This is a genomic window from Micrococcus terreus (genome assembly GCF_900116905.1).
Taxonomy (GTDB): domain Bacteria; phylum Actinomycetota; class Actinomycetes; order Actinomycetales; family Micrococcaceae; genus Citricoccus; species Citricoccus terreus.
On record NZ_FPCG01000002.1, the window covers coordinates 153,121 to 175,536 of the forward strand.

Annotated in this window: 17 protein-coding genes; 4 read left to right on the forward strand and 13 right to left on the reverse strand. The window is 66.9% G+C overall.

The genetic code is table 11. The annotated features are described in order from the left end of the window. Window positions 1-329: 329 nt before the first annotated feature. From BM355_RS03150 to BM355_RS03160, 3 genes are all read left to right on the forward strand, one after another. Window positions 330-1,214, forward strand: coding sequence for an ABC transporter permease (locus BM355_RS03150; protein ID WP_177227808.1), 885 nt, complete (start codon window positions 330-332; stop codon window positions 1,212-1,214). Beyond that, the gene (locus BM355_RS03155; protein WP_245760565.1) at window positions 1,198-2,088 is read left to right on the forward strand and encodes an ABC transporter ATP-binding protein; all 891 of its coding nucleotides are present in this window, start codon (window positions 1,198-1,200) and stop codon (window positions 2,086-2,088) included. Before BM355_RS03150 ends, BM355_RS03155 begins: the two co-directional genes overlap by 17 nt. Before the next feature lie 81 nt (window positions 2,089-2,169). Beyond that, complete coding sequence (locus BM355_RS03160) at window positions 2,170-3,726, forward strand: hypothetical protein (protein WP_091694437.1); 1,557 nt, start codon at window positions 2,170-2,172, stop codon at window positions 3,724-3,726. A 57-nt stretch (window positions 3,727-3,783) separates the two neighbouring features. Here the strand turns inward: BM355_RS03160 and BM355_RS03165 are convergent, their stop codons facing one another. From BM355_RS03165 to coaD, 12 genes are all read right to left on the reverse strand, one after another. After that, window positions 3,784-8,094, reverse strand: a complete 4,311-nt coding sequence (locus BM355_RS03165; protein ID WP_091694440.1) for a glycosyltransferase — start codon at window positions 8,092-8,094, stop codon at window positions 3,784-3,786. A 33-nt stretch (window positions 8,095-8,127) separates the two neighbouring features. Beyond that, window positions 8,128-9,744: a heparinase II/III domain-containing protein gene (locus BM355_RS03170; protein ID WP_091694444.1), complete on the reverse strand. Its 1,617-nt coding sequence runs from the start codon at window positions 9,742-9,744 to the stop codon at window positions 8,128-8,130. Between the two features lie 2 nt (window positions 9,745-9,746). Next, entirely contained in the window at window positions 9,747-10,736 is a 990-nt protein-coding gene (galE, locus tag BM355_RS03175) for a UDP-glucose 4-epimerase GalE (protein ID WP_091694448.1), read from the reverse strand. Window positions 10,737-10,747: 11 nt separating this feature from the next. Continuing rightward, on the reverse strand, window positions 10,748-11,992 hold the full coding sequence (gene wecC / locus BM355_RS03180) for a UDP-N-acetyl-D-mannosamine dehydrogenase (protein ID WP_091694452.1): 1,245 nt from the start codon (window positions 11,990-11,992) through the stop codon (window positions 10,748-10,750). 120 nt (window positions 11,993-12,112) lie between these two features. Further along, window positions 12,113-15,082: a glycosyltransferase family 4 protein gene (locus BM355_RS14525; protein WP_245760566.1), complete on the reverse strand. Its 2,970-nt coding sequence runs from the start codon at window positions 15,080-15,082 to the stop codon at window positions 12,113-12,115. Window positions 15,083-15,094: 12 nt separating this feature from the next. After that, the gene (locus tag BM355_RS03195) at window positions 15,095-16,339 is read right to left on the reverse strand and encodes an LCP family protein (protein ID WP_177227809.1); all 1,245 of its coding nucleotides are present in this window, start codon (window positions 16,337-16,339) and stop codon (window positions 15,095-15,097) included. A 35-nt stretch (window positions 16,340-16,374) separates the two neighbouring features. Continuing rightward, on the reverse strand, window positions 16,375-17,346 hold the full coding sequence (gene mutM, locus BM355_RS03200; protein WP_091695293.1) for a bifunctional DNA-formamidopyrimidine glycosylase/DNA-(apurinic or apyrimidinic site) lyase: 972 nt from the start codon (window positions 17,344-17,346) through the stop codon (window positions 16,375-16,377). Beyond that, on the reverse strand, window positions 17,339-18,073 hold the full coding sequence (gene rnc / locus BM355_RS03205; protein WP_091695289.1) for a ribonuclease III: 735 nt from the start codon (window positions 18,071-18,073) through the stop codon (window positions 17,339-17,341). The genes mutM and rnc overlap by 8 nt, the downstream gene beginning before the upstream one ends. A gap of 7 nt (window positions 18,074-18,080) precedes the next feature. Further along, window positions 18,081-18,284 (reverse strand): 50S ribosomal protein L32, encoded by a 204-nt coding sequence (rpmF, locus tag BM355_RS03210; protein ID WP_091694458.1) that lies wholly within the window; start codon window positions 18,282-18,284, stop codon window positions 18,081-18,083. A 2-nt stretch (window positions 18,285-18,286) separates the two neighbouring features. After that, complete coding sequence (locus BM355_RS03215) at window positions 18,287-18,805, reverse strand: YceD family protein (protein ID WP_091695298.1); 519 nt, start codon at window positions 18,803-18,805, stop codon at window positions 18,287-18,289. 252 nt (window positions 18,806-19,057) lie between these two features. Further along, window positions 19,058-19,966, reverse strand: coding sequence for a UTP--glucose-1-phosphate uridylyltransferase GalU (gene galU, locus BM355_RS03220; protein ID WP_091694462.1), 909 nt, complete (start codon window positions 19,964-19,966; stop codon window positions 19,058-19,060). Window positions 19,967-20,015: 49 nt separating this feature from the next. Beyond that, on the reverse strand, window positions 20,016-20,486 hold the full coding sequence (gene coaD / locus BM355_RS03225) for a pantetheine-phosphate adenylyltransferase (RefSeq protein WP_091694465.1): 471 nt from the start codon (window positions 20,484-20,486) through the stop codon (window positions 20,016-20,018). A 23-nt stretch (window positions 20,487-20,509) separates the two neighbouring features. Between coaD and BM355_RS03230 the strand changes: the two genes are divergently transcribed. Further along, window positions 20,510-21,817, forward strand: coding sequence for an aminotransferase class I/II-fold pyridoxal phosphate-dependent enzyme (locus BM355_RS03230; protein WP_177227810.1), 1,308 nt, complete (start codon window positions 20,510-20,512; stop codon window positions 21,815-21,817). Here the strand turns inward: BM355_RS03230 and BM355_RS03235 are convergent. After that, entirely contained in the window at window positions 21,802-22,404 is a 603-nt protein-coding gene (locus BM355_RS03235; protein ID WP_091694475.1) for an RsmD family RNA methyltransferase, read from the reverse strand. The two genes, BM355_RS03230 and BM355_RS03235, sit on opposite strands and share 16 nt — an antisense overlap. Window positions 22,405-22,416 lie beyond the last annotated feature (12 nt).

Below are 22,416 nucleotides of genomic sequence, written 5' to 3' on the forward strand. Positions count from 1 at the left end.
AGTGTTCCTCGGGAAGGCAGACGTCTCGATCCTCTGGGTCGGACCCGGGCGCCGGGGCATCCTGGTCCGTGTCGAGCTACCACATACCTTAGGTCACCCGGTCGCTGGCCACGGCACACCCCCTGTGGCCGTGTTGAGGGTCCGTTCGGGTGTCAACGGCTGGCCCAGCCTCCTCGTCTCCTAGACTGGTCCCCGACCACCGCGCCGTCCGGCCTGGCTGTTCCCCGGTCCGGTGGACAGAGAGCACCCGGGCATGGGCGGCGACGGAACCACGGAAGGCAGACGAAGAGACCATGACGACCGGGAGTGCTGATGGGCGGAATCCGTCCATGACCGCGAAGTTCGTGGAGGCCGTCCGCGAGTCGTATGACGGGATCGACCGTCTCACCCCGGTCACCGGTCGCCCGGGCCTGGGCTCGTACGTCCGGCAGCTGTGGCAGCGGCGGCACTTCATCTGGTGGCAGTCCCGCAGCCGGGTGATCACCAGCAACGACGACAGTCGCCTGGGCTCAGTGTGGCTGGTCCTGCGTCCCTTGCTCGACGCCGTGTTCTACTGGCTGATCTTCGGCGTCCTGCTGCAGTTCGACCGAGGGATGGACAACTTCGTCGCATTCGTCATCATCGGCGTGTTCATGTACCAGTTCACCAGCACGGCGTTGACGGCAGGAACCCGGACGATCTCCTCCAACCTGTCCCTGACCCGGGCCTTCCAGTTCCCCCGCATGGCCCTGCCGGTCGCGGACCTGATCTTCGACATCATGCAGCGCATGCTGGCCGTGCTGGTCATGTTCGGGCTGATCATGCTCATCCCACCCCACGAGACGCCTGAGTGGACCTGGCTGCTCTTCCCCGTCCTGATGCTGGTGCAGTCCGTCTTCGACTTCGGACTGATGCTCATCATGGCGCGGATCAGCACGAAGATCCCGGACCTGACCAAGCTCATGCAGTTCGTGACGCGACTGCTGATGTACGGCTCCGGGGTCATCTTCCCCATCGAACGGCTCACGGCCAACCACCCTGCGCTGCACGCCATCGTGGAGATGAACCCGGTGTTCGTGCTGCTCTCCATGTACCGCGAGATCCTGATCGACGGGACGGTCCCCAGCCCGGAGCACTGGATCATGCTGCTCTGCTGGACCGCCGCGGTGTTCCTCATCGGGTTCTTCGTGTTCTGGTTGGGAGAGGAGGAGTACGGACGTGAGCAGAACCGCTGAGTCCCAGCCGGACACCCCGGAGCCGTCGGACACACCGCCACGCCCTTGGGGCGATCTGAGCCTGCTCGCCACGGACATCCACCTGACCTATCAGGTCCGCATGGCCAAGGAGAACCAGACCCGTCGTCTGTTCAGCCGCGGCGGGGACCGCTCGGAGGTTTATGCGGTCCGTGGCGTCTCGCTGGCCGCCCGACAGGGCGAGTTCGTCGGCCTGGTCGGCCGCAACGGCTCGGGCAAGAGCACCCTGCTGCGCGTGCTGGCCGGAGTCGAGACACCCACCTCCGGGACGGTCCAGGCCTCCTCGAAACCGCAGCTGATGGGGGTGGGCGCGGCTCTGATGCCCCACCTCACCGGCATCGACAACATCCGCATCGGACTGCTCGCCATGGGACTGACGCCCGCTGAGGTCCAGGAGCGCATCTCCCGGGTCGCCGAGCTGGCTGACATCGGGGACTCCATCCGACGGCCGATGCGCACCTATTCCTCCGGCATGAGGGCACGACTGCGCTTCGCCATCTCGGTGGCCGCCGACCCGGGCATCATCATGATCGACGAGGCGCTCTCCACCGGAGACGATGCCTTCCGGGAGCGGTCCAATGAGGCGATGAAGGACCTGATCGCCCGCTCAGGCACCGGATTCCTCGTGAATCACTCTGCCTCGGCGATCCGGGAGCTGTGCACACGAGTGATCTGGCTGGACCAGGGCGAGATCGTCGAGGACGGCGAGACCGATCAGGTGATGACCCACTACAGCTACTTCATGAATGCGCTGCGTCGGCACGGCGAGGAGACGGCGGTGGAGGTGAAGTCCAGACACCAGCAGGACTTCGCCCAACGCATCGACGACATCAGGAGCGCTGGGCCAGGCCGTTGACCACGGTCACTGGACCCATCGCGTTCGACACCGGCAGATCCGGCACCCCTGGATCGCCGCCCCACAGAAGAGGAACCCCGCGTGCTCCTGCTCACCAGCCGTACCCGCAATCCGGAGCACTTCGAGGGGTACGCCTTCGTCGGGGCCGACTATATCAACGGGGAGACCGGACTCAGCCAATACCGCAGGAGCACGGGCCGGTCCGTCCCCCCGGGCGAGGACGGCTGCTACGTCGTCGCCCGCCGAGTCGGTCGTTCGCTCGAGGTCGGAACGGATGCGAACGGGATCGGGCGGCTCTTCCTCTATCGCTCCGGCTCTGAGTGGGCCATCGGCTCCTCCTACTCCGGGCTGATCGACCATCTGCGTTCTGCAGGGTGGACTCTGACGGCGAATCCTGCTCGGCTGCGGCCCTTCGCCATCCGACAGGCGTTCACCATGCAGCTCACCACGTTCCAGACGGCATTCGAGGAAGTCCGCCTGCTGCCCATCGGGACGACCGTGCTCATCCGCAGGGGACGCCTGCAGATCCGGCAGCCGCAGACTCCACAGATCACTGACTATGAGCACGCCCTCGAGAAGTACCTGACGGTCTGGCGCACCAGGGTCCACACCCTCCTCAGCGACCCCCGCGTGTCCTTCACCGCCGACCTCAGCGGAGGCGCTGATTCCCGCACGGTCTTCGCCTTCCTGGTGGACTCGGGCCTCTTCAGCACCGAGGACGACAGGTTCACCCTGCTCTCCGGTATCAACCAGAAGGCCGATCTGGCCGTGGCGAGGTCCATCGCCGCCGACTATGCCCTGACCGTCAACGGGCCCCAGGCTGCTCCGCGCACGCTGGTCTCCGGTGACCGTGCCTTCGCTCACTGGAGGGAGCACAGCCTGGGCGTGTACACCCCGGTCTATGTCTCTGCGACGTTCCAGAACCCCTTCGAGATCCACGCTCACGGCGGCGGCGGGGAGACCGGGCGTCAGTACTACACCGCGTCAGACCCGGTCGACCTGCTGGGGCAGTTCCAGGGCAAGATGCCTCCGGCAGACTTCGACCTGTGGAGGCACGAGGTCTCGTCCACACGGGACGAGCTGATCATGCAGGCGCCAGACCTGGTGCCGAGCATCCACCACTACATGCAATTCCGCAACAGGTTCCATTTCGGGCACATTCCCCAGGCACGTCCGATGTTCACGCCACTCAACTCCAAGTTCGCCCTGCAGGCGCTGTCGGCTCTGCCGATGGGTGAGCGCCGCCGCTTCCGGATGGACGTCATGGAGTCACTGGCCCCGGGGCTGAAGGACCACCCCTACGACGACCCCACGAAGGCCCCCACGGACGACGAGCTCGACCACCTGACAGTCCTGCGGCCGCTCGGTCACCTTCCCTCGGGCCAGGTCTATGCCGATCCGACGGTGCAGGAATCACGTCCTGACGATCCGGTGAAGCGTAGCTTCGAGCAGTGGCAGGCCGCCATCGAGGCCGCTGCCCAGCGTCCGGAGGTCCGCCGGTTCATCATGGGCAATGCCATGGGCCGGACAGACCAGATCATCACCCGTCTGCGCGAGCAGGGCCACCCGTTCCACTCCCATTCCCCCGAGTCCGTCCAGCTGTCGCACCTGCTGATGGTGGACTTCACGCTCAGCTGAGCACACCGCAATGGCTCTCCCCCAGCGATGGCTGGGGAAGAGCCAGGACACGGGTGCTCAACGGCCCCTGACGACCTTCAGGATCTGCTCGACGATCACGGTCGGGGCGAAGTGGCTGTTCATGTACTCCCGTACGGCGAACGACTCCTCCATGAACCGATCCTGGTCTGCCGTCAGGTATTGGATTCTCGACACGGCCTCGGCCGTGCTCTCCACCATCCACCGATCGCCATAGACGAACTCCGCACCTGCCCACGGATAGATGATGGGAATGCAGCCGGCGGCACCCCCCTCGGCGATGGCCTGGTGGGTCCCCTCGTGGTCGCTGGTCGACAGGATGAAGCCAGGCTCGGTCCTGTACCACTGGGCGATGTCATCGCTGTGACCACCGAACTCCACCGCTCTCTGGAGGGCAGGCGAGTCGGCGATGCGACCGTACTGCTCCTGGAAGTAGGCGGTCTCCTTCTCGCGGCTCATCAACCAGGCGTACTCGGAGTACTCCTTGCCCTTGATGACCAGGCGGAACGCCGGATCATGGGCGGTGAGGTCCTCGATGACATCGAGCGCCAGGTCCAGTCGTTTGGACTGAGGGACTGAACCGACCATGCCCAGGGTGTGGCGGTCGATCGTCGGGCGGTAGGCACCGAAGCGGCCGATGTCGAAGGTGTTGCCGATGACGGTGCACTTGGATGCCGGGATGTCGAAGAGGATCTGTGCACGTCGCATCCCCACCGGAGACACGAAGACGAAGCTGTCCACCGCGTCGATGTCGACGTCGTTCAGGAACCGTTTGCGCAGCTCCTGGGCGTGGATCCTCACCACCAGACGCTGGCCCGGTCGCTTGTGCCGGCTGTACCAGACGACGTTGCCCAGTCCCCATTCGCAGAAGATGACATCTGCTTCGGCCAGCAGCCGCTGACTCTGCGCCTCATCGTGGATGTTGTGTCCACCCCACCGGTCCACGATGACCCGGTAGCCGGCCTGCTGCAGTCCCGAGGTGATCTCCGGGAAGAACTTGAAGTCATGTCCGGCCAGCAGCACGGTCTGCTGACCTGTCGGATCAACCTCGACGACGGCTGGTGTCGAGGTCGTCGTCTCCAACGGGGCTTCGTCCTTCACGACCTGCCAGGCGAACACCTTGTCGTCTGTCAGCACCGGAGTCTCTCCGGCCTGGATAGCGGCATAGTGGTCGGCCGAGTAGAGGACCAGCTGATCGTTGAGGTCTGCGTTCAGCGCCGCGACGCGCAGGTGGGGCTCCCCGCTGCTCCACCGCACGACGCGCTTGCCCACGGCGCTCCACTCGCCGAAGCGCAGGGCTGTGACGAGGTCTTCGACATCCCATTGGCTCAGGGTTCCCACCGCTGGCCGAGCGATGATGACATGCTCGATGCCCCGGCTGGTCAGTTCCTCGGCACGGAGCTCAGCCGGACGTTCGAGCACCGGCACGGATGCGGTGACGTCCCCGACGGAGTCCGTCACAAGGTACAGGTCAGGCCGGATCGACTGCTGCTCGAACACGGCGACATCGGCGGCGGAACACTGGATGGCGAAGGCGGGGCGCTGAGGACTGCGGACGGGGAAGCCTGCGACCCGCATCATGTACGTCAGGCGATGGGCACAGGTGTGTGCCTGGTTCACGTGACGCAGCGCCTTCCACAGGTCCCGATGGCGCTGCTCCTCGGAGCTCTTCCACGCCTTCAGCTGACGATTGGCCTCATCGGGGGTGCTGACGGTCGGCACGGCACCGGCGAAGGTCTCATCCACCCCCCGTCCGGGCGAGCTCAGGACATTCGACCCGGAGGCGGTGATCTCCACCACTCGACGAGAGAACATGGACGGAGAGTCGACCACCGAGTTCCCGTTGAGGTGGATGGGGTGGGCCTTGTAAGCCTGGCACATCTCGGGGTAGCTCAGGCTCTGGCGTGCGAACCTGCGGAAGCGGTCCGGCAGACGGTAAGGCGAGTTCGGGTCGTTGTGGACCCGTTCGTAGATGGCCAGCCCGTAGGGGGCGGACTCGTAGAAGAGGAAGTCCAGTCCCTGTTTGCGCGTGGCGTACTTGTCGCCGTAGTAGGTCCCGCCGTAGGAGATGGCCTCCTCCTGCTCGCGTGTGCTGGGCAGCGGATTGTGCAGGAGCGGCTGGGCGGCGAACGGGGCCGAGGCCACCGTCTTGATCACGTTGTCCGGCAGGGCGTTGTAGTCCACGATCGTGCGGGCATCGGTGGTGAACACGTAGTCGCACAAGGCCGCGGTCTTCTTGAACCTGTTGAAGTGGACCGGGTCCTCCTTGTTCCAGAACATCGTGGCGATCCCCGAGGTCCGGCAGTGCTCGATCAGCTCGACGATCGGGGCATGGGTCTCATCGTCGTAGTACCCGATGATCCGCTCCCAGGCGCGGTCGTTGCCCTGCCATGCCGATTCGATGAACAGTGCATCCACCTGGTGCTCTGCGAACTGAGCTCGCCAGTCCTCGGGTGTCACGCGCAGGGCGGTGAGCTCAGGCAGGAACGTCTCTGAGGTGAACGTGTCCCCGATGAAGGCGACCGTGAACTCCTTCAGCGGCCGTTCCCCCGCCGCCTCATCGGTCTCGGCCATCGCCAGATCCTCGTTCTGGTCTCGGACGGAGACCAGGGAGTCCCGGAGTGCCTGACCCGCGACGCTCCACTGTCGGCTCTCCTTGACCCACGCCCGGGCACGGACACCCATGGCGCGGCGTTCCTCAGGATCCGCGAGGAGTCGGTCCAGCTGTGCAGCCAGGTCGGTCACGTCGTCCTTGTGGAAGGTCAGGGCGCGCTGCTGATCCTCACCGGCGAAGACCAGGTGGGGGGAGACGTCGGAGAGCACCACCGCGCCTCCGACGGACATCGCCTCCAGTGGCTTCAGCGGCGAGACGAGCTCGGTGACCGGCAGAGACTTCCGGGCGAGCGGGAAGATGTCGATGCTGGAGAGGTACACCGGCATCTGCTGGCCGGGGATTCCGCTGACATAGCGCGTCTCAGGGTCCAGACCCAGTCGAGTGATCAACGCCTGGAGATCGGCCAGGTAGGCTCCGGCCCCCATGATCAGCACGTTGAACTGACGGCCTCGGCTCTTGAGTTCGGCCAGCGCCTGGGCGACCAGGTCCAGGCCCTCGTAGTCGGTGACGCTCCCTGCGAAGCCGATGACGGGCAGCTCCGGGTCGCTGAAGCCCAGCCGCCGCAGCAGGGCACCGTCCTTTCCGAGGGGTGCGAACTCCTCGGCATCGACGCAGTTCGGTGCCACGGTGATCTTCTCAGCATCGATTCCGCGAGAGATCAGGTCCTGACGCATCTCCTCGGTGATGACGACCACCCGGTCTGCTTGATCTGCCACCCGGAACTCCAGACGGCGGTCGAGTCGATACTGGTCTGACTCTCCCCAGCCAGGACGCACCGAGGCCGCCGAGACTTCCCAGAACCCGCGCATCTCATAGACGAAGGGGACTCCCAGACGGCGAGCAGCCATCAGCGCTGGCAGGGCGTTGAGGTAGTTCGAGGCGGCCAGGATGAACTCCGGCTTCTCGATCATCGCCTCGCGGACGTAGGCATCGGCGCAGACCTGGAAGAAGACATCGAGGTCCCCCTGCCAGGCAGGCAACCCGGGGTTGTGGGAGTAGGTGACACCATCGATCACCTGGCGGTACCGACGGTGCTCCTTCGGAACGGTGAAGTGGTCCAGGGGCTTCTTGTCCCAGGGCTTGCCGGGCAGGGGGGTGACGAGCACGTCCATTCCCTGCCCTGTCAGTCCCGCGGCCACTCCGCGGGTGCGGGAGGTGTAGCCGTTGTTCACCGAGACCGGAGACATGCCGACGGCATACATCACCTTGTTGCGGCGCGGAACGTAGTTGTAGGTCCTGTTCCGGCAGGGCAGCTCGACGTCCTCGTGGAGCAGTCGCTGCAGAGAGTCGACGCGCCTCAGATAGTCACGGTCGTTCTCCGTCGCTCCCTTGCCGGTGCGGACCGTCTCCATGATCTGGTGGGCACCTGAGATGTCGCCCTGTTCCTGGATCATCTTGCGAGACAGAGCCACGGCAGTGGCGGGGGTGGCTCGGCGAGCATGCTGAGCGCGGAGCTGTTCAAGGGTGGCGCCTGCTGCGGGCCGAGGCGTGGCTGTCGCCTTCACCGGGCGCGTTGCAACAGCTCGCCCCCGCATCAGACGCGTGACCTTGGCATTGAACCGCCGCAGGAACATGACCATCACGAACACGGCCACGGCCTGGAGCCAGAACAAGCCGATCAGCAGCACCGTCGGATCCACCAGGAAGGCCAACACGGTCCCGAAGATCGCGGCGAGTGTGAAGAAGCCCACCACGATCTTCTGGCGACGAGAGAAACGGAGGAACAGCTTGAGCATGGAGTCAGGGTCCTTGGTGCGTTGAGTCACGTGTTAGCGGAGGTCAATGTCGGTGTGCACGATGGCATCAGAAGCAGAGAGCGACACGATGACGGTCTGTGCCGGCATCGGACGGCCCATCTGAGGGAAGTACCATCCCTGGATCTGTGGTTCGGTCTGGCCCCGGACCATCGACAGAGTGAGCTGGGTCTGTGAGGTGAACCTCATGGTCGCGACTGCCGAGCCGTGGCGATCGGCGATCCGGACAGTGGTTCCGTCCAGCTCCGCGACCACCTCGGGCCCGAAATGCCAGAGTAGATCGTAGTCGTGCAGCTGTTCGGCCGTGATGGTGTCCTCGATCCTCACGGACTGAGAGCCCTGGCGTTTGGGCTGGTGCACACTCACCTGCCGGTGGTGTTCCACCCCTGTGAATCGACTCTGGCGGCCCCGGACTGCGAATGGGGTGCCAGAGCGCGTGGGAACACTGACTAACCCGACCTTGTGCTGAGCGTCAGGCTCGATGCGCGGCAGTCCTGCGCCGTCCACGATCAGCGTGTTGTGCGCGAAGCTGGAGAACGCGTAGACGGTGTACGGATCCTCCATCTGATATCCGTTTGGTCCGGCTTCCCTGATCAGCTCGAGCCCGCGATGTACCAGATACAGGCTGAGGTCGTCGGAGTGCTTGTGGTAGTCGGCGTTGTAGGCGGCGCTGAAATAGAGGTAGAGCGAATCTGGATCCCGCCAATCGGCACGATAGACGGCCACTCCGGTGTCTTCGGCGATCAGCTGATGGAGACTCGGAGGGTTCCCCTGGGATCCTTGGGTCACGGCGAAACGATACTCCTCGGAACTGAAGGATCGCGCATATCCGGTCGCCAGGACTGGTGTGCTGGTGACGTCACTGACCGGCGCGAAGGCTCCCAAGGGTGAGATGCTGAGAAGTGCGTAGGGCTCAGCAGACTCCAGCAGCCGACGCAGTCTGGTGGCGGTCTCGGGCCGTTCGTCTGCGATCGCCTGGACGTAGCGCCTGATATGTGACGTGACCAAGCAGTGATACTCGGGGGATTGTTCGCGGTGGATTCCATCACCGGTAAAGGACGTCTCGAAGTAGTCCGTCAAGCGAGAGTGAGCCAGCTCTGCGGTCCGTTCCCCGTCCTCGAGGAACGGTGCGGCCGCCAACAGTGCCAGATCCTGGTACATGCCATGGTTCGTTCCCGAGCTGTGGAACTCTTCGCTGACCAGCAGGGCGGCGCCTTCGCGGATGATCTCGAGCACGGTATCGCGTTGTGCTGAAGTGAGAAGCTCCGCGTAGTCCTTGATCAGGCAGGTCAGCGCGATGGTCCGTTGTGCTGTCGTCTCGTCGTGGTACGACATCGGAATGCGGGTGGGGGGCAGGCCGACCACAGCGCGCCACTCCCTCAAGATACGGATGAGCAGGTCGAGGATTTGCCGGTCGTGTTCCTCCCCGAACGGGCGAAGATGGTAGTAGAACGTCCAGGCATGGAGATGGCGGGCCAGGCTCCGTGTCCGCCGGTGACGCCAGACCATGTCACCTTCAAGAGGCCGGTAGCGTCCGTCGCAGAATATCTCCTGATCACGCAAAAATCGCGTTCGCGCCCGTCGCATCGAGACCATGAGCGGAGCGCGATAGAGATAGTCGTAGGTGGCCATGGTCAGCCGTCAGCCTGATCGGTCGCAGGGGGGTGTTCGACGACGGAGGCGACGATGCTGTCCCGGCCGTACTGGGCAGTCCACCCCAGCTCGTCGCGGATCCGGTCCACGTTGGCGGTCAGAGACGCCGGATCGCCGGCACGCCGGTCACGCAGGTCATAGTCGAGCTGCACACCGGGCTGCTGACGGAACTCGTGCACGATCTCCAGGACGCTGCTGCCCTGGCCCGTGCCCACGTTGTAGGTGTGCAGTCCTGGGTCTGCATCCCGCCCGATACGCTCGAGGGCCGTCAGATGAGCGTCGACCAGGTCCAGGACATGGACGTAGTCACGCACGCAGGTCCCGTCTGGAGTCGGATAGTCGTCTCCAAACACGGCAAGGCGTGTTCCCCGGGTGATGACCTCTCGCACCGCCGGCATCAGGTTGGTGGTGGTGGTGTCCGCCAACTGTGAGTCACGGGCCCCGGCGACGTTGAAGTACCGCAGGGAGACAGCTTTCAATCCCCATGCTGTGACGGCGTTGGCCAGGGCCAGCTCACTGATGCGCTTGGACTGCCCGTAGGGGTTGATGGGCAGGCAGGGGGTGTCCTCGTAGACCACGGCAGTGGACGGCTCGCCGTACACCGCAGCCGACGAGGAGAAGATCAGGGCTGAGACACCGGACGAACGCATGGCGGAGAGCACATTGATCGTCGCCCCGACATTGGACCTGAAGTACAGCTCAGGCTGATCCACGGACTCACCGACGGCCTTCTTCGCCGCGAAGTGCACCACAGCGTCGATGCGATCCTCGTCCAGGATCGTGGCCAGGTCCTGGACGGCGCTGTCCGTGGCCAGGTCCAGCTGATGAAACTTGACCTCATCCGGAACACGACGACGCAGCCCGGTCGAAAGGTCGTCCACCACCACGATGTCCGAGATCCCCGCATCCAGGGCAGCCGCAACGAAGTGGGCGCCGATGTACCCGGCGCCTCCCGTCACCAGCAGGCGCATTCCGCTGCCCCTCAGCGCCATTGGCCGCGGGTGTCGATCACGCGCAGTCCGGTGGCCTGGTCCTTCAACGGGGCGAAGGCATCGTGGTCCACGAGCAGCACGATGATGTCGGCCTGTTCCAGGGCCTGCTCGGCGCTGACCAGGCTCAGGTTCTCCCGGCCGGTCAGGGCCGCTGGCAGTGCCTCCACATGCGGTTCCACGGCCAGGATCTGGCTCTGGGGGAACTGCTCGGACAGCTGGGCGGTGATCCCCAAGGCCGGGGACTCACGCAGGTCATCGATGTTCGGCTTGAACGCCAACCCCAGGGCCGCGATCACCGGGGCAGAGCCCTTCTCGTTCTGCACATCGAAGGCCTCCGCCTTGACCTGACGGATCACCCAGTCCGGCTTGGAGTCATTGATCTCCCGGGCCGAACGGATCAGCCGCGAGGTGCTCGGGGCAGCATCGACGATGAACCAGGGATCCACCGCGATGCAGTGCCCACCCACACCGGGGCCGGGCTGCAGGATGTTCACCCGCGGATGATGGTTGGCCAGCTCGATCAGCTCCCACACATCGATCCCCAGCTCATGGCTGATCATCGAGAGCTCATTGGCGAAGGCGATGTTCACATCCCGGAAGGAGTTCTCCACCAGCTTGGCCATCTCCGCCGTGCGGGTATCGGTCAGCAGGATCTCGGCCTTGCAGAACCGCTCGTAGAGCTCCTTGGCCCGCTGCGCGGCCTGCGGAGTGGTCCCGCCCACGATCCGGTCATTGGTCACCAGCTCAGTCATCACCTTGCCCGGCAGCACCCGCTCCGGGCAGTGCGCGAAGTCCAAGGACTGCTCCTGGGCCAGATCCGCACGCTCCTGGTACACCACCTCAGCCAACCGCTCCGTGGCACCGGGAGGGGAGGTGGACTCCAGGATGATCAGCTCACCACCGACCAGCTGCGGGGCCAACGCCCGACCAGCAGCCTCGATATAGGACAGATCAGCAGACATGTCCGCCGTGAACGGGGTGGGCACCGCCACGATGTAGGCATCAGCAGCCGGCGTGTCCGTGGACGCCGAGAGCAGACCCTTGGCCACCGCCCGCTCCACGAACTCACCCAGATCCGGCTCCACGAACGGAACCTGACCGGCATTGACCGCATCCACGGTCGTCTGATTCACATCCACACCGAACACACGCGTGCCATTCTCGGCGAGGATCGCAGCCGTGGGCAGACCGATATAGCCCAGACCGATCACAGCAACACTGGAGATGTCCTTCATGCAGAGAATCCTTCGTTCGAAGTCAGGGAGCCGGGAATGCCGGTCCGCACCATGCCAGTCCCCCATGAGACGCGATCACACGAGCAGCCAGGGGGACGAGGTCCAGTGCGATTATATGCATCAGGCCCTTCCAGCCCCTGGTTCGACAGGCACCAGACTGAGATAGAGCTCGTGATACCGCGTGGCATTGGCGGCCCACGTGCGCTCCGTCACAGCCCACCGGCGACCGGCCTCTCCCATGCTGCGAGCGCGATCCGGGTCGTCCAGCAGCTCGCCCAGGGCCGTGGCCAGCCGACCGGGATCCTCAGGCGGCACCAACAGGCCTGTCACCCCGTCCTGGACCAGCTCGGCCAGAGCCGGCAGGTCCGAGGCGATGACCGGGCGCGCAGACGCTGAGGCCTCCACCGGCTTGAGCGGCGTGACCGACCGCGTGACATCGGAGTTCCGCCGCGGCACGACGAAGACGTCCATGGAGCGGTGGTAGTCCGGAGAGAGACCTCGGTCGACCCGTCCCGGTGCGATCAGCCGATCCCTGATCCCCAGGCGCTCGGCGAGGTCGATCAGCCCGGGCAGGGCCGTGCCGTCGCCCACCAGGAGCAGGCGCAGGTCTGGCCGGCCGGGAGCCAGCTGGGCCACTGCCCGCACCAGGGTGTCCAAGCCCTCGTAGGGGACGATGGAGCTCACCGTTCCCACATAGCTCAGCTCGGGGTCCAGACCGAGACGGCGCCGCGCCTCCTCGCGGGAGGTCGGCTCCTCCAGGAACACACCGCCCACAGCGTTGGGGCACAGCACGATGTCCTGCGGATCGACCCCCTGGCGGATCAGGTTCTCCTGCATGGATCGCCCCAGGGTGACCACGGCATCGGCCGACCGCGCCGCCTCCGCCTCGCGCTCGGTGAACAGCAGGTAGCGATCGGACTCGAGGGCATCCGGGCCGCGAGTCGAGGCCCAGGTGTCGGCCAGCTGTCCTCGGACCTCATACACCCAGGGGATGCCCACGGCCTCGGCCACCGCCTGCACGATCAGCGCGTTGGTGAAGTGCGTGGTGGTGTGCAGCACCGCAGGGCGCACGTCGCGGACCAGCTCCAGGAGCAGCTCGGCCTGCTGCTGCAGGCGCGCGTCGTGTCCGGCCGCGAGTCGAGGAGGCAGGAGTCGGTGATACTCGATGCCGTCCACGGTGTCCACGGGTGCCGCCCACAGGGTTCCGGTCTGGACCGGCCACCCCAGGCGGGTGACCGCAGCGACGTCCCAGCCGGCGTCCCGCAGTGCCGTGAGGATGGCATGCGTGCGCTGGGCATACCCGGATCCGGTGTGCGGAAGGGAGTTGTTGAGCACGTGGAGCGCGGCACGGGGCCGCGGACTGTACCCCTCCATGGCCGCCAGCCGGGGACGGTAGCCCGTGAAGGTCGCCAGCTCCGAGCCCAGCCTGTCCCGCTGGCGCCCCTCTCTGCCCGCGCCGGACAGGCGGTCGACGGCCTCGTGCATCCGTCCGGCGTGCCAGTCCAGGCGTGCCAGGGCTGCCGCACGTCCAGCGGTCCGCGCGTCGACCTGATCCAGCAGTCGTGCCGCCGTCTCCACGTCCCCGACGCTGGTCAGGACATCGGCGTAGTGGACCAGGCGCCGATCCGCCTCACCTCGCTGAGCAGCCCCCTCCGCCCGCGCCGTGAGCTCTTCGTCACGACCCGCCGCGGCCAGCCCGATGGCCCCGGGGATCTGCAGGGCTCCCCCGTCGAGACGTGCCATGAACTGGGCCAGAGGTCCGCGCACCGCGGCCGGCAGCCGACGGGAGACCTGCAGTGCCAGAAGCGCCGGATCGTCGCTCAGGTGCTCCGCGACGGTGGTGGCCGTCAACGCCAGATTCGCCGCCCACTGGCGGGGCAGGGACTTCTGCGCAGAGGCCGCCGCGATCGGCCGATGCTCGGCGACCACGGTCTCGGCGATCTCCACGAATCGGTCTCCCAGGGCCGAGAGGTCTGCGTTCTGCACTGCCCAGGTCCTTCCTCGTCCGCCGGTGTCGGTGGACTCCGGGTCCGCAGCCAGCCGTCTCCAGAGCTGCGCGAGCTGCTCCGGGTCAGCCGGAGCGATGTCAGCGGCCCCGGACCGGCGCAGCAGTTCGGCGGCTTCCCCCACGACGACGCCGGTGATGTGCCGCCCGACCGCCAGGATCTCGAAGGTCTTGGACGGGATGGTCCGGTGGAAGCTCTCCCAGTCCGGTCGCAGCGCCACGACACAGGTGTCCGCCCAGTCATAGTGCTCCTGCACCTGCTCGGCCACCACCGGATCGAGCATCTCCACCGGTGATCCCAGTGCGCGGTTGAGCTCGACGAGCCGGGGCCGCTGGGTTCCAGAGCCGACCATGCGCACCTGGATCCCCTCCCCGACCACGGACGCTGCCGCATGGATCACGGTCTCCAGCCCCTGGCTCTCACCGTGGTTGCCCAAGTAGAGCACGTGCAGCTCGCCGGCGGCACGCTGTCGCGGCGGCAGCGGGTGGACCGCGGTCAGCTCCGCGCCGTTCCCCACGGTCACCACAGGGCCGATCCCCCGGCTGACCAGCCGATCGGCGAATCCCTCGGTCACCGTCACCACGGTCTGGGCCGCCCGCTGGGCGCCGGTGACCACCGACTCCATGGCCCGGCTGAGGACCCCGGCCCGCACTCCGGCCTCCCGGGCGAGGTCAGGCCAGGCATCCCGCATCTCCACGATCAGCGGGGCCCGACGCGCGCCGGAGAGGATCCACCCGGCCGCGGCATTGGGCAGGGCCGGCACGGTGGTCACGACGACGTCCGGCCGGTCCACCGCCAGGCCCACCGGCAGTGCCCCGAGGGCATTGACGATATGGCCGGCGAACCGTCCGATGCGGGTGGCAGGAAAGGCACTGGCGGACCAGGTGCGATGGATGCGCTCCCCCCAGGGGCCGGTCTCCGTCTCCCCCAGCCGCTGCGGTGACGGGGCATCAGCGGCGTGGTGGTCGGCCGGAGGCGCCACGACGTCCACGTCCCAGCCGGCCTCGCGGAAGGACCGGATGAACGCCGTCCACCGGCGCTGAGGCGGCGTCCGTTCCGGCAGGTAGGAATGGGTGATCAGCATCAGGCGCACGGGTCAGCCCCCTGCGCACACAGCAGCCGGCGTCCGCGTGGCCTGCGGTGTCGCCACGGCGGACTCAGTGGGCTCTGCGGAGGCACTTGCGCCGGCCTCTCCGGAGCCGCCTGCGGCATTCTCGTCACCCTGCCCACCACCGGACGAGGTGACGGTGGGGCTGGGACGGGAGGTGCCGCCGTCGGGCTGGCCTGGCTCGGAGGTCTCCTCAGCCGAGCCGCCGCCCTGCTCTCCCTGGAGGAACTCATCCACCGAGTCATCCCGCAGAGCGCGCTGGAGCCGGGCCAGGCCCTCCGGGTCCTGCTCGACGATGGAGGCCCCGCCGGAGGTGGTGGCCGGCGGACCGTGGGGAATGGTGAACATCTCGATGGCCGAGGGCCTGATCTCCCGCATGGACCACGCGTAGCCGGCGAGGGTGGCCGCATCCAGGCGCTCATCCACGGTGATGAACGGGGTGAAGCCGTTGACCACGTCCATGATGCGCTGGGGGTTGGCCAGCGTCTCCACGGTCAGGATGCGACCGGCCACCGCATTGACGAAGCGCTGCTGGTTCTGGACGCGCTCGAAGTCCCCGTCCAAGAAGGCCTTACGTTCGCGCACGTAGCGCAGGGCATCGGTCCCGTTGAGCAGGATGTCACCCTGCGGGAAGAACGAGGGGTTGATGACGCCGGAGGAGAAGGCATGAGGATTGCACAGCTCGACGCCGCCCAGGGCCTCGGTCAGGCCGTTGAACCCCTCGAAGTCGATGACGCCCAGGTGGTCGATCTCGACCCCCACGAGGTCTTCGACGGTCCTGATGACCAGCGGGTAGCCGCCCAGACCGAGAGCGCCGTTCACCTTGCGCTCGCCATGACCGGGGATCTCCACCCAGAGATCGCGCACGATCGACATCACATAGACGTTCTTCCGGTCCTTCGGCACGTGCACGAGCATCATGGTGTCCGAGCGCGCACCGTCCTCGCCCTTGACGTCAGCGGTGTTGCGCCCTTCGCCACGGGAGTCCGACCCGAGCAGCAGGACGTTCAGGACGCCGTCGTCCCCCGCGGTGATCCCGGCATCGACGGTCTGACGGCGATCGTTGAAGGCCGCCCCGATGAACCCGACATAGACGAGCACACAGATGATCAGAACCGCCAGCAGGCCGCCGACCAGCAGGAAGGCATTGCGCCAGGTGTGCCGCTTGGCGCGGTGGCGAGCGGCGCGTCGCGGCGAGAAGTGCTGCGAGTCAGACGACACAGTGGTTCCCATCGACGGATTCGGATCTGTCCCATGGTAGCGCGGGATCATCGTCGAGCTCGGCGCGGAACCGGCTGGCAGACGGGGCAGAAGGCCGAGGAGCGGTTCATGAACTTCTCTCGTCTGATCAGCGTCTCACGACCAGCACCGGCGCACCGTGAGCACAGCTTTCCGGCTCGGCCATAGACCTGCAGCGATCTGTCGAAGTATCCGGAGGCGCCGTTGACGTTGACGTACAGGGAGTCGAAACTGGTTCCCCCCTCCGCCAGGGCCTGCTTCATCACCTCTTGGACGGCGGCCAGCAGACGTGAGGACTCCGTGCGGTTGATGGTCTCCGTCGGCCGGGCATAGTGCAGACGTGCGCGCCACAGGGCCTCATCGGCGTAGATGTTGCCGATGCCGGACACCAGAGACTGGTCCAGCAGCGCCCGCTTCAGTCCGGTCCGACGTCTCCGCAGGCGATCATGCAGAGTGGACATGCTGAAGTGCTCGTCCAGGGGGTCTCGCGCGATGTGGGCGACGCTCGAAGGGATGCTCTGCCCAGCGACATCGCCAGCGGGGACCAGTCGGTCCAGGTAGAGGCCGCCGAACAGGCGCTGGTCCACGAACCTCAGTTCCGTCTCGGTTCGTTCCTCACCGTGCGGCGCAGCGGCGTCGGACACCTCGGGGCCGCTCAGCTGGAGTCGCACCCGCAGGTGCCGCTGATCGGGCGTGCCCGTTGTGTCCACGAGCAGCTGTCCGCTCATGCCCAGATGGACCACCAGCGCATGCTCAGGGCGGTCCGTCGGCGGGCGGTGGCCGGAGACTCCGTCGGCCGGCAGCGGGATCCACAGGTACTTGCCTCGTCGGCATGGCTCCTGCAGGACCCTGCCGATCAGCCCCGCCGTGAAGGACTGGACTCCACCGATCTGACGGCGCACAGACCGCTGATCCACCACCTCGAGGGAGTCGATCCGGGCTCCGGGGACCCACTGCCGAAGTCCACGACGGACGACCTCGACCTCGGGGAGCTCAGGCATCGGCCGCCGCGCGCACATCCTCCCAGGATGCCGCCGCAGCGCGCCGTTCGGCCTCCTTCTTCGACGGCCCGGTGCCCGAGGCATAGGAGACCCCGCCGACCACCAGGGTGGCGGTGAAGGTCTTGTCATGATCCGGGCCGATCGAGTCCATGCGGTACTCGATGTTGCCCAGATCCCCAGCGGCCACGGCCTCCTGGATATGGGTCTTCCAGTCCGTCCCGGCCCCCATGGCGGTCTCATCGTCCAGCAGGGGGATCACCAGGCGGTGGACCAGTGCGCGGGCCTCATCCAGCCCATGGTCCAGGAAGGTCGCGCCGATCAGGGCCTCCATGGTGTCGGCCAGGATCGAGTCCTTGTTCCGTCCGGCTGTCCTGATCTCGCCCTCGCCCAGACGAATGTGGTCGCCGACCTGGACCTGCCGTGCGACCACGGCCAGTGCCCGGGTGGAGACCAGGGCGGCGCGCATCTTGGCCAGCTCCCCCTCGGGCTGCTCGCCGAAGACCCGATACAGGTGATCGGTGACCACGAAACCGAGCACAGAGTCACCCAGGAACTCCAGGCGCTCGTTGGTCGGCAGTCCACCGTTCTCGTAGGCGAAGGACCGATGGGTCAGGGCAAGCTCCAGCGTCCCGGGGTCGATGACGACCCCGAGACGCTGAGAGAGCTCTTCAGTTGACGGGTGCCGGCGAGCTGCCGACGCCCCGTGGGATGCTCGACGCGGTGCCATGGGCACCTCAGGCGTCGGCGACCTTGCGGCCCTTGTATTCCAGGAACAGCGCGGTGCCGGCCGAGTCGGTGACCACCTGTGCCTGATGCGGCAGGCGGTAGGTGACTCGACCGTTCTCCACCGACTTCACCAGGGTCGGCGCGGTGGCCTTCCACTGAGAACGGCGGGCACGGGTGTTGGAACGGGACATCTTCCGCTTCGGAACTGCCACGGCTATCTCTTCTCTGTCTCGTCGGATGTGGTCTGGTCGGCATGGTCGGAGTGCTCCGACGACGCCATGGTGGACAGTGCGCTGAGCGCGGCCCACCGGGGGTCCACCTGGTCGTGCACGTGTCCGGGGGGCGCATCCTCCAGGCGGATGCCGCAGTCCGGGCACAGGCCCTTGCAGTCCGGACGGCACACCGGCTGGAACGGCAGGGCGGTGACCACGGCATCGCGCAGCACCGGCTCCAGGTCCACGGTGTCGTGGACCACCAGACGCTCTTCGTCACCGTCTCCGTCGGAGGCGGTGATGAACAGCTCCTGCAGGTCCACGGTGATCCCGTCCCGGATGGGGTCCAGGCACCGGCTGCACTCCCCCACCAGCTCCGCGTCGGCGGTGCCGGTGGCCAGGATCCCCTCGTGGACGGATTCGAGCCTGAGCTCGACGTCCACGGGTGATCCTGCGGGGATGCCCAGCAGGGGAATGGACAGCTCCTCCGGAGCCGGCCACGTATCCTCGAGGGTCCGCATGGACCCCGTGCTGCGCATCAGGTCCTGGACGGCCACGACCCACGGACTCTCGGAGCGGACTGACGACGATGCAGACACCAGCGTCTCCTTTCCAGACCGACAGTGTGGGCGGTGGTCCTTCTCCGGAACACCCCAAGGCGTTCCGGGCAGGGTGCACCCCAGGACCGACTGTCCAGTGTACGCGTTCAGCGTCGAGGCCGCCACACGGCTGACGCTCGGCGCGTCGACCGTGGCCCCGGCGTGGGCTGCGTCTCAGAGCTGCGCGGCGAACTCCTTGATCCAGGCGCGCAGGTCCGGACCCAGGTCATCACGGGCTGCGGCCAGGGTGATGACGGCCTTGAGGTAGCTCAGCTTGTCACCGGTGTCATACCGACGTCCATGGAAGACCACGGCGTGGACGCCGAAGCCTTCGCCTGTCCCCTCGGCGAGCACCTGAAGTGCGTCGGTGAGCTGAATTTCATTGCCGCGGCCAGGCTCGGTGCGCTCCAGGACGTCGAAGACCGCAGGATCCAGGACGTACCGCCCGATGATCGCCAGATTCGACGGAGCCTCCCCCGCCGCCGGCTTCTCCACCAGTCCATGGACCTTCACCAGGTCATCGTCAGCACCCTGCACGGGCCTCACCTCGGCCACGCCGTAGGCCGAGATGTTCTCCTCCGGGACCTCCATCAGCGCGACCACCGACCCCCCGTACTGCTGCTGCACGTCCAGCATGCGGGTCAGCAGGTGGTCCTGTTCATCGATCAGGTCGTCTCCGAGCAGCACGGCGAACGGATCGTGGCCGACGTGGTTGCGGGCACACAGCACGGCGTGGCCCAGGCCCCGGGCGTCACCCTGGCGCACATAGTGGATGTCGCCGAGGTTGGTCGCCTCCTGGATCAGCGAGAGCCGGTCGAAATCGCCCTTGAGCTCCAAGGTCCGCTCCAGCGCCGGGACCCGGTCGAAGTGGTCCTCCAGGGCACGCTTGGACCGCCCCGTGACCATCAACAGGTCATCGAGACCGGCCGCCGCCGCCTCCGCCACGACGTACTGGATCGCCGGCTTGTCCACGACCGGCAGCATCTCCTTGGGCATGGCCTTGGTGGCGGGAAGGAACCGGGTCCCCAGGCCGGCGGCCGGGATGACCGCCTTGCGGGCGCGAGGGCGTCGAATCTGGTCCATGGCTGTTCCTGTCTGGCGAGCGGATGGGGACGGAGGCTGGGTCAACTGGTCACTGCTCGCTGAAGCGGCGCATGACGGCACGCGGCACGAACTCGGAGATGTCTCCTCCGAGCTGGCTGATCTCCTTGATCAGCGACGACGACAGGTGCGCATACCTGCCGTCTGCAGGCAGGAAGACCGTCTCCACGCCCGTGAGGTGTCGGTTCATGGTCGCCATGGGCATCTCATAGTTCAGGTCCGTGGAATTGCGCAGCCCCTTGACCACAGAGTTCGCACCGACCTTCCGGCAGAACTCCGCCAACAGGCCCTCCCCCATGGCCACCACGCTGATGCCCTGCAGGGACGAGACGGTCTCCTGGATCATGGCGATGCGCTCGTCCACGTCGAAGCGGTGGGTCTTGTTGTAGTTGGTCGAGACGGCCACGATCACCTCGTCGAAGAGACTGGTGGCACGGGCGATGATCTCCACATGACCGTGGTGCAGCGGGTCGAAGGATCCAGGGCAGACGGCGCGGCGCATGTCTCGAACATACTATGGACCGCATGGCAGACGCACAGGAGCATCCTCGAACGTCATCTCCGGAGTCGGTGCCCCTCGCCCACCCGCCGGAGGGGCCGTGGCGGCGCGCCTCCCGAGCCACCGGTCTGCTGCGCGGAACGGCACCCACGCCGACGGTGTTCGAGACGATGACCGGCTGGGCCCGCGAGCACGATGCGGTCAACCTGGGTCAAGGCTTCCCCGACCACGACGGCCCGGCCTGGATCCGGCAGATCGCCGCCCAGGCGATGCTGACCGAACCGACCTCCGGCGCCGCCTCTCTGAACCAATACGCCCCCGGGACCGGACTGCCCAGCCTGAGGGCCGCCGTCGGGCATCACGTGGAACGGCACCGCGGCCTGCAGCTGGATCCGGACCGCGAGATCCTGATCACCACCGGGGCCACGGAGGGGATCGCCGCAGCACTGCTCGCCCTGGTCTCGCCGGGCGACGAGGTGGTCGTCTTCGAGCCGTTCTACGACTCCTATGCGGCGATGATCGCACTGGCGGGCGCCGTGCAGGTCACGGTTCCCCTGAGCGCGCCGGACTTCCAGCCCGATCCGCTCGCCCTGGAGTCGGTGGTCACCGAGCGGACCCGGATGGTGGTGCTCAACACCCCGCACAATCCCACGGGTGCTGTGCTGGCCCGCGGTGTGCTGGACCAGCTGATCCAGGTCTGCTCCCGGCACGACCTGCTGGTGCTCAGCGATGAGGTCTATGAGCACCTGGTGTACGACGGCGAGCACCACGCCGTGGCCAGCACCCCCGGAGCCTGGGAGCGGACGATCACGGTCTCCTCCGCCGGCAAGAGCCTGTCCCTGACCGGCTGGAAGGTCGGCTGGCTGACCGGCCCCGCTGAACTGGTGTCAGCGGTGCGCGCCGTCAAGCAGTTCCTGACCTACTCCTCCGGTCCCGCGTATCAGGAGGCCGTGGCCGAGGCACTCCTGAATGACCGGGGATTCCTGGCGGACCAGCGTGACCGATTCCGCAGCACCCGCGACCTGCTGGTGGACGGGCTGCGCCAGGCCGGTCTGGACCCCGTGGTGCCCGCCGCCGGGTACTTCACCGTGGTGGACCTGGCGCCGTGGGGAGTCCAGGATGCAGCCCATGCCGTCCGAGAGCTGACCGTGCAGGCAGGCGTCACCGGGATCCCCGTCAGTTCGCTGTGCCGACCGGATCAGCCGGGGCCGCTCCACAGCTGGGTGCGGCTGGCCTTCTGCAAACGACCGGAGGTGCTGCAGGAGGCGGTCCGCCGGCTCGGAGCGGCCGCAGACCTGGCACAGGACGGGGCCTTCGCTCAGCCCACCCGCTGACAGTAGAAGACCGAGGTCTCTCCGTAGGTGCGCTGTTCCACCGGCTCCAGACCGGCTGGCCAGGACGGTTCCGCCGAGCGGGCCGAGCGCTCCAGCACCAGCAGCCCGTCCGTGACCAGCGCCCGGACGACCCGCTCCAGGGTGGCATGCAGCTCCTCCCCCTCGACCGGGTACGGAGGGTCGGCCAGGATCAGATCCCAGGGACCGGCAGGCCCGGTGGCGGCCTCGGCGGGGTGCCCGGCCGCGATGAGCTGGTCCAGCACGGCGTCCACCGGGCGGACGATCACCTGCGGGACCGGGGAGCGCAGTGCCTGTGCCACCGCCCGGACGTTGGCAGAGCACACCGACGCTGCACGTCGATCCTTCTCCACGAACAGCACCGAGGCGGCCCCACGGCTCCACGCCTCCAGGCCGAGGGACCCTGAGCCTGCGTAGAGATCGGCCACGGCGGTCCCGTCCAGCCAGCCGCGGGAGGAGAGCCAGGAGAACATCGCCTCCTTGGTGCGGTCCGTCGTCGGGCGCGTGCCGGTGCCCGGCACCGACCGGAGCGGGAGGCCCCCCGCTCGTCCGGCGATGATCCTGCTCACTGTGACCGCCCT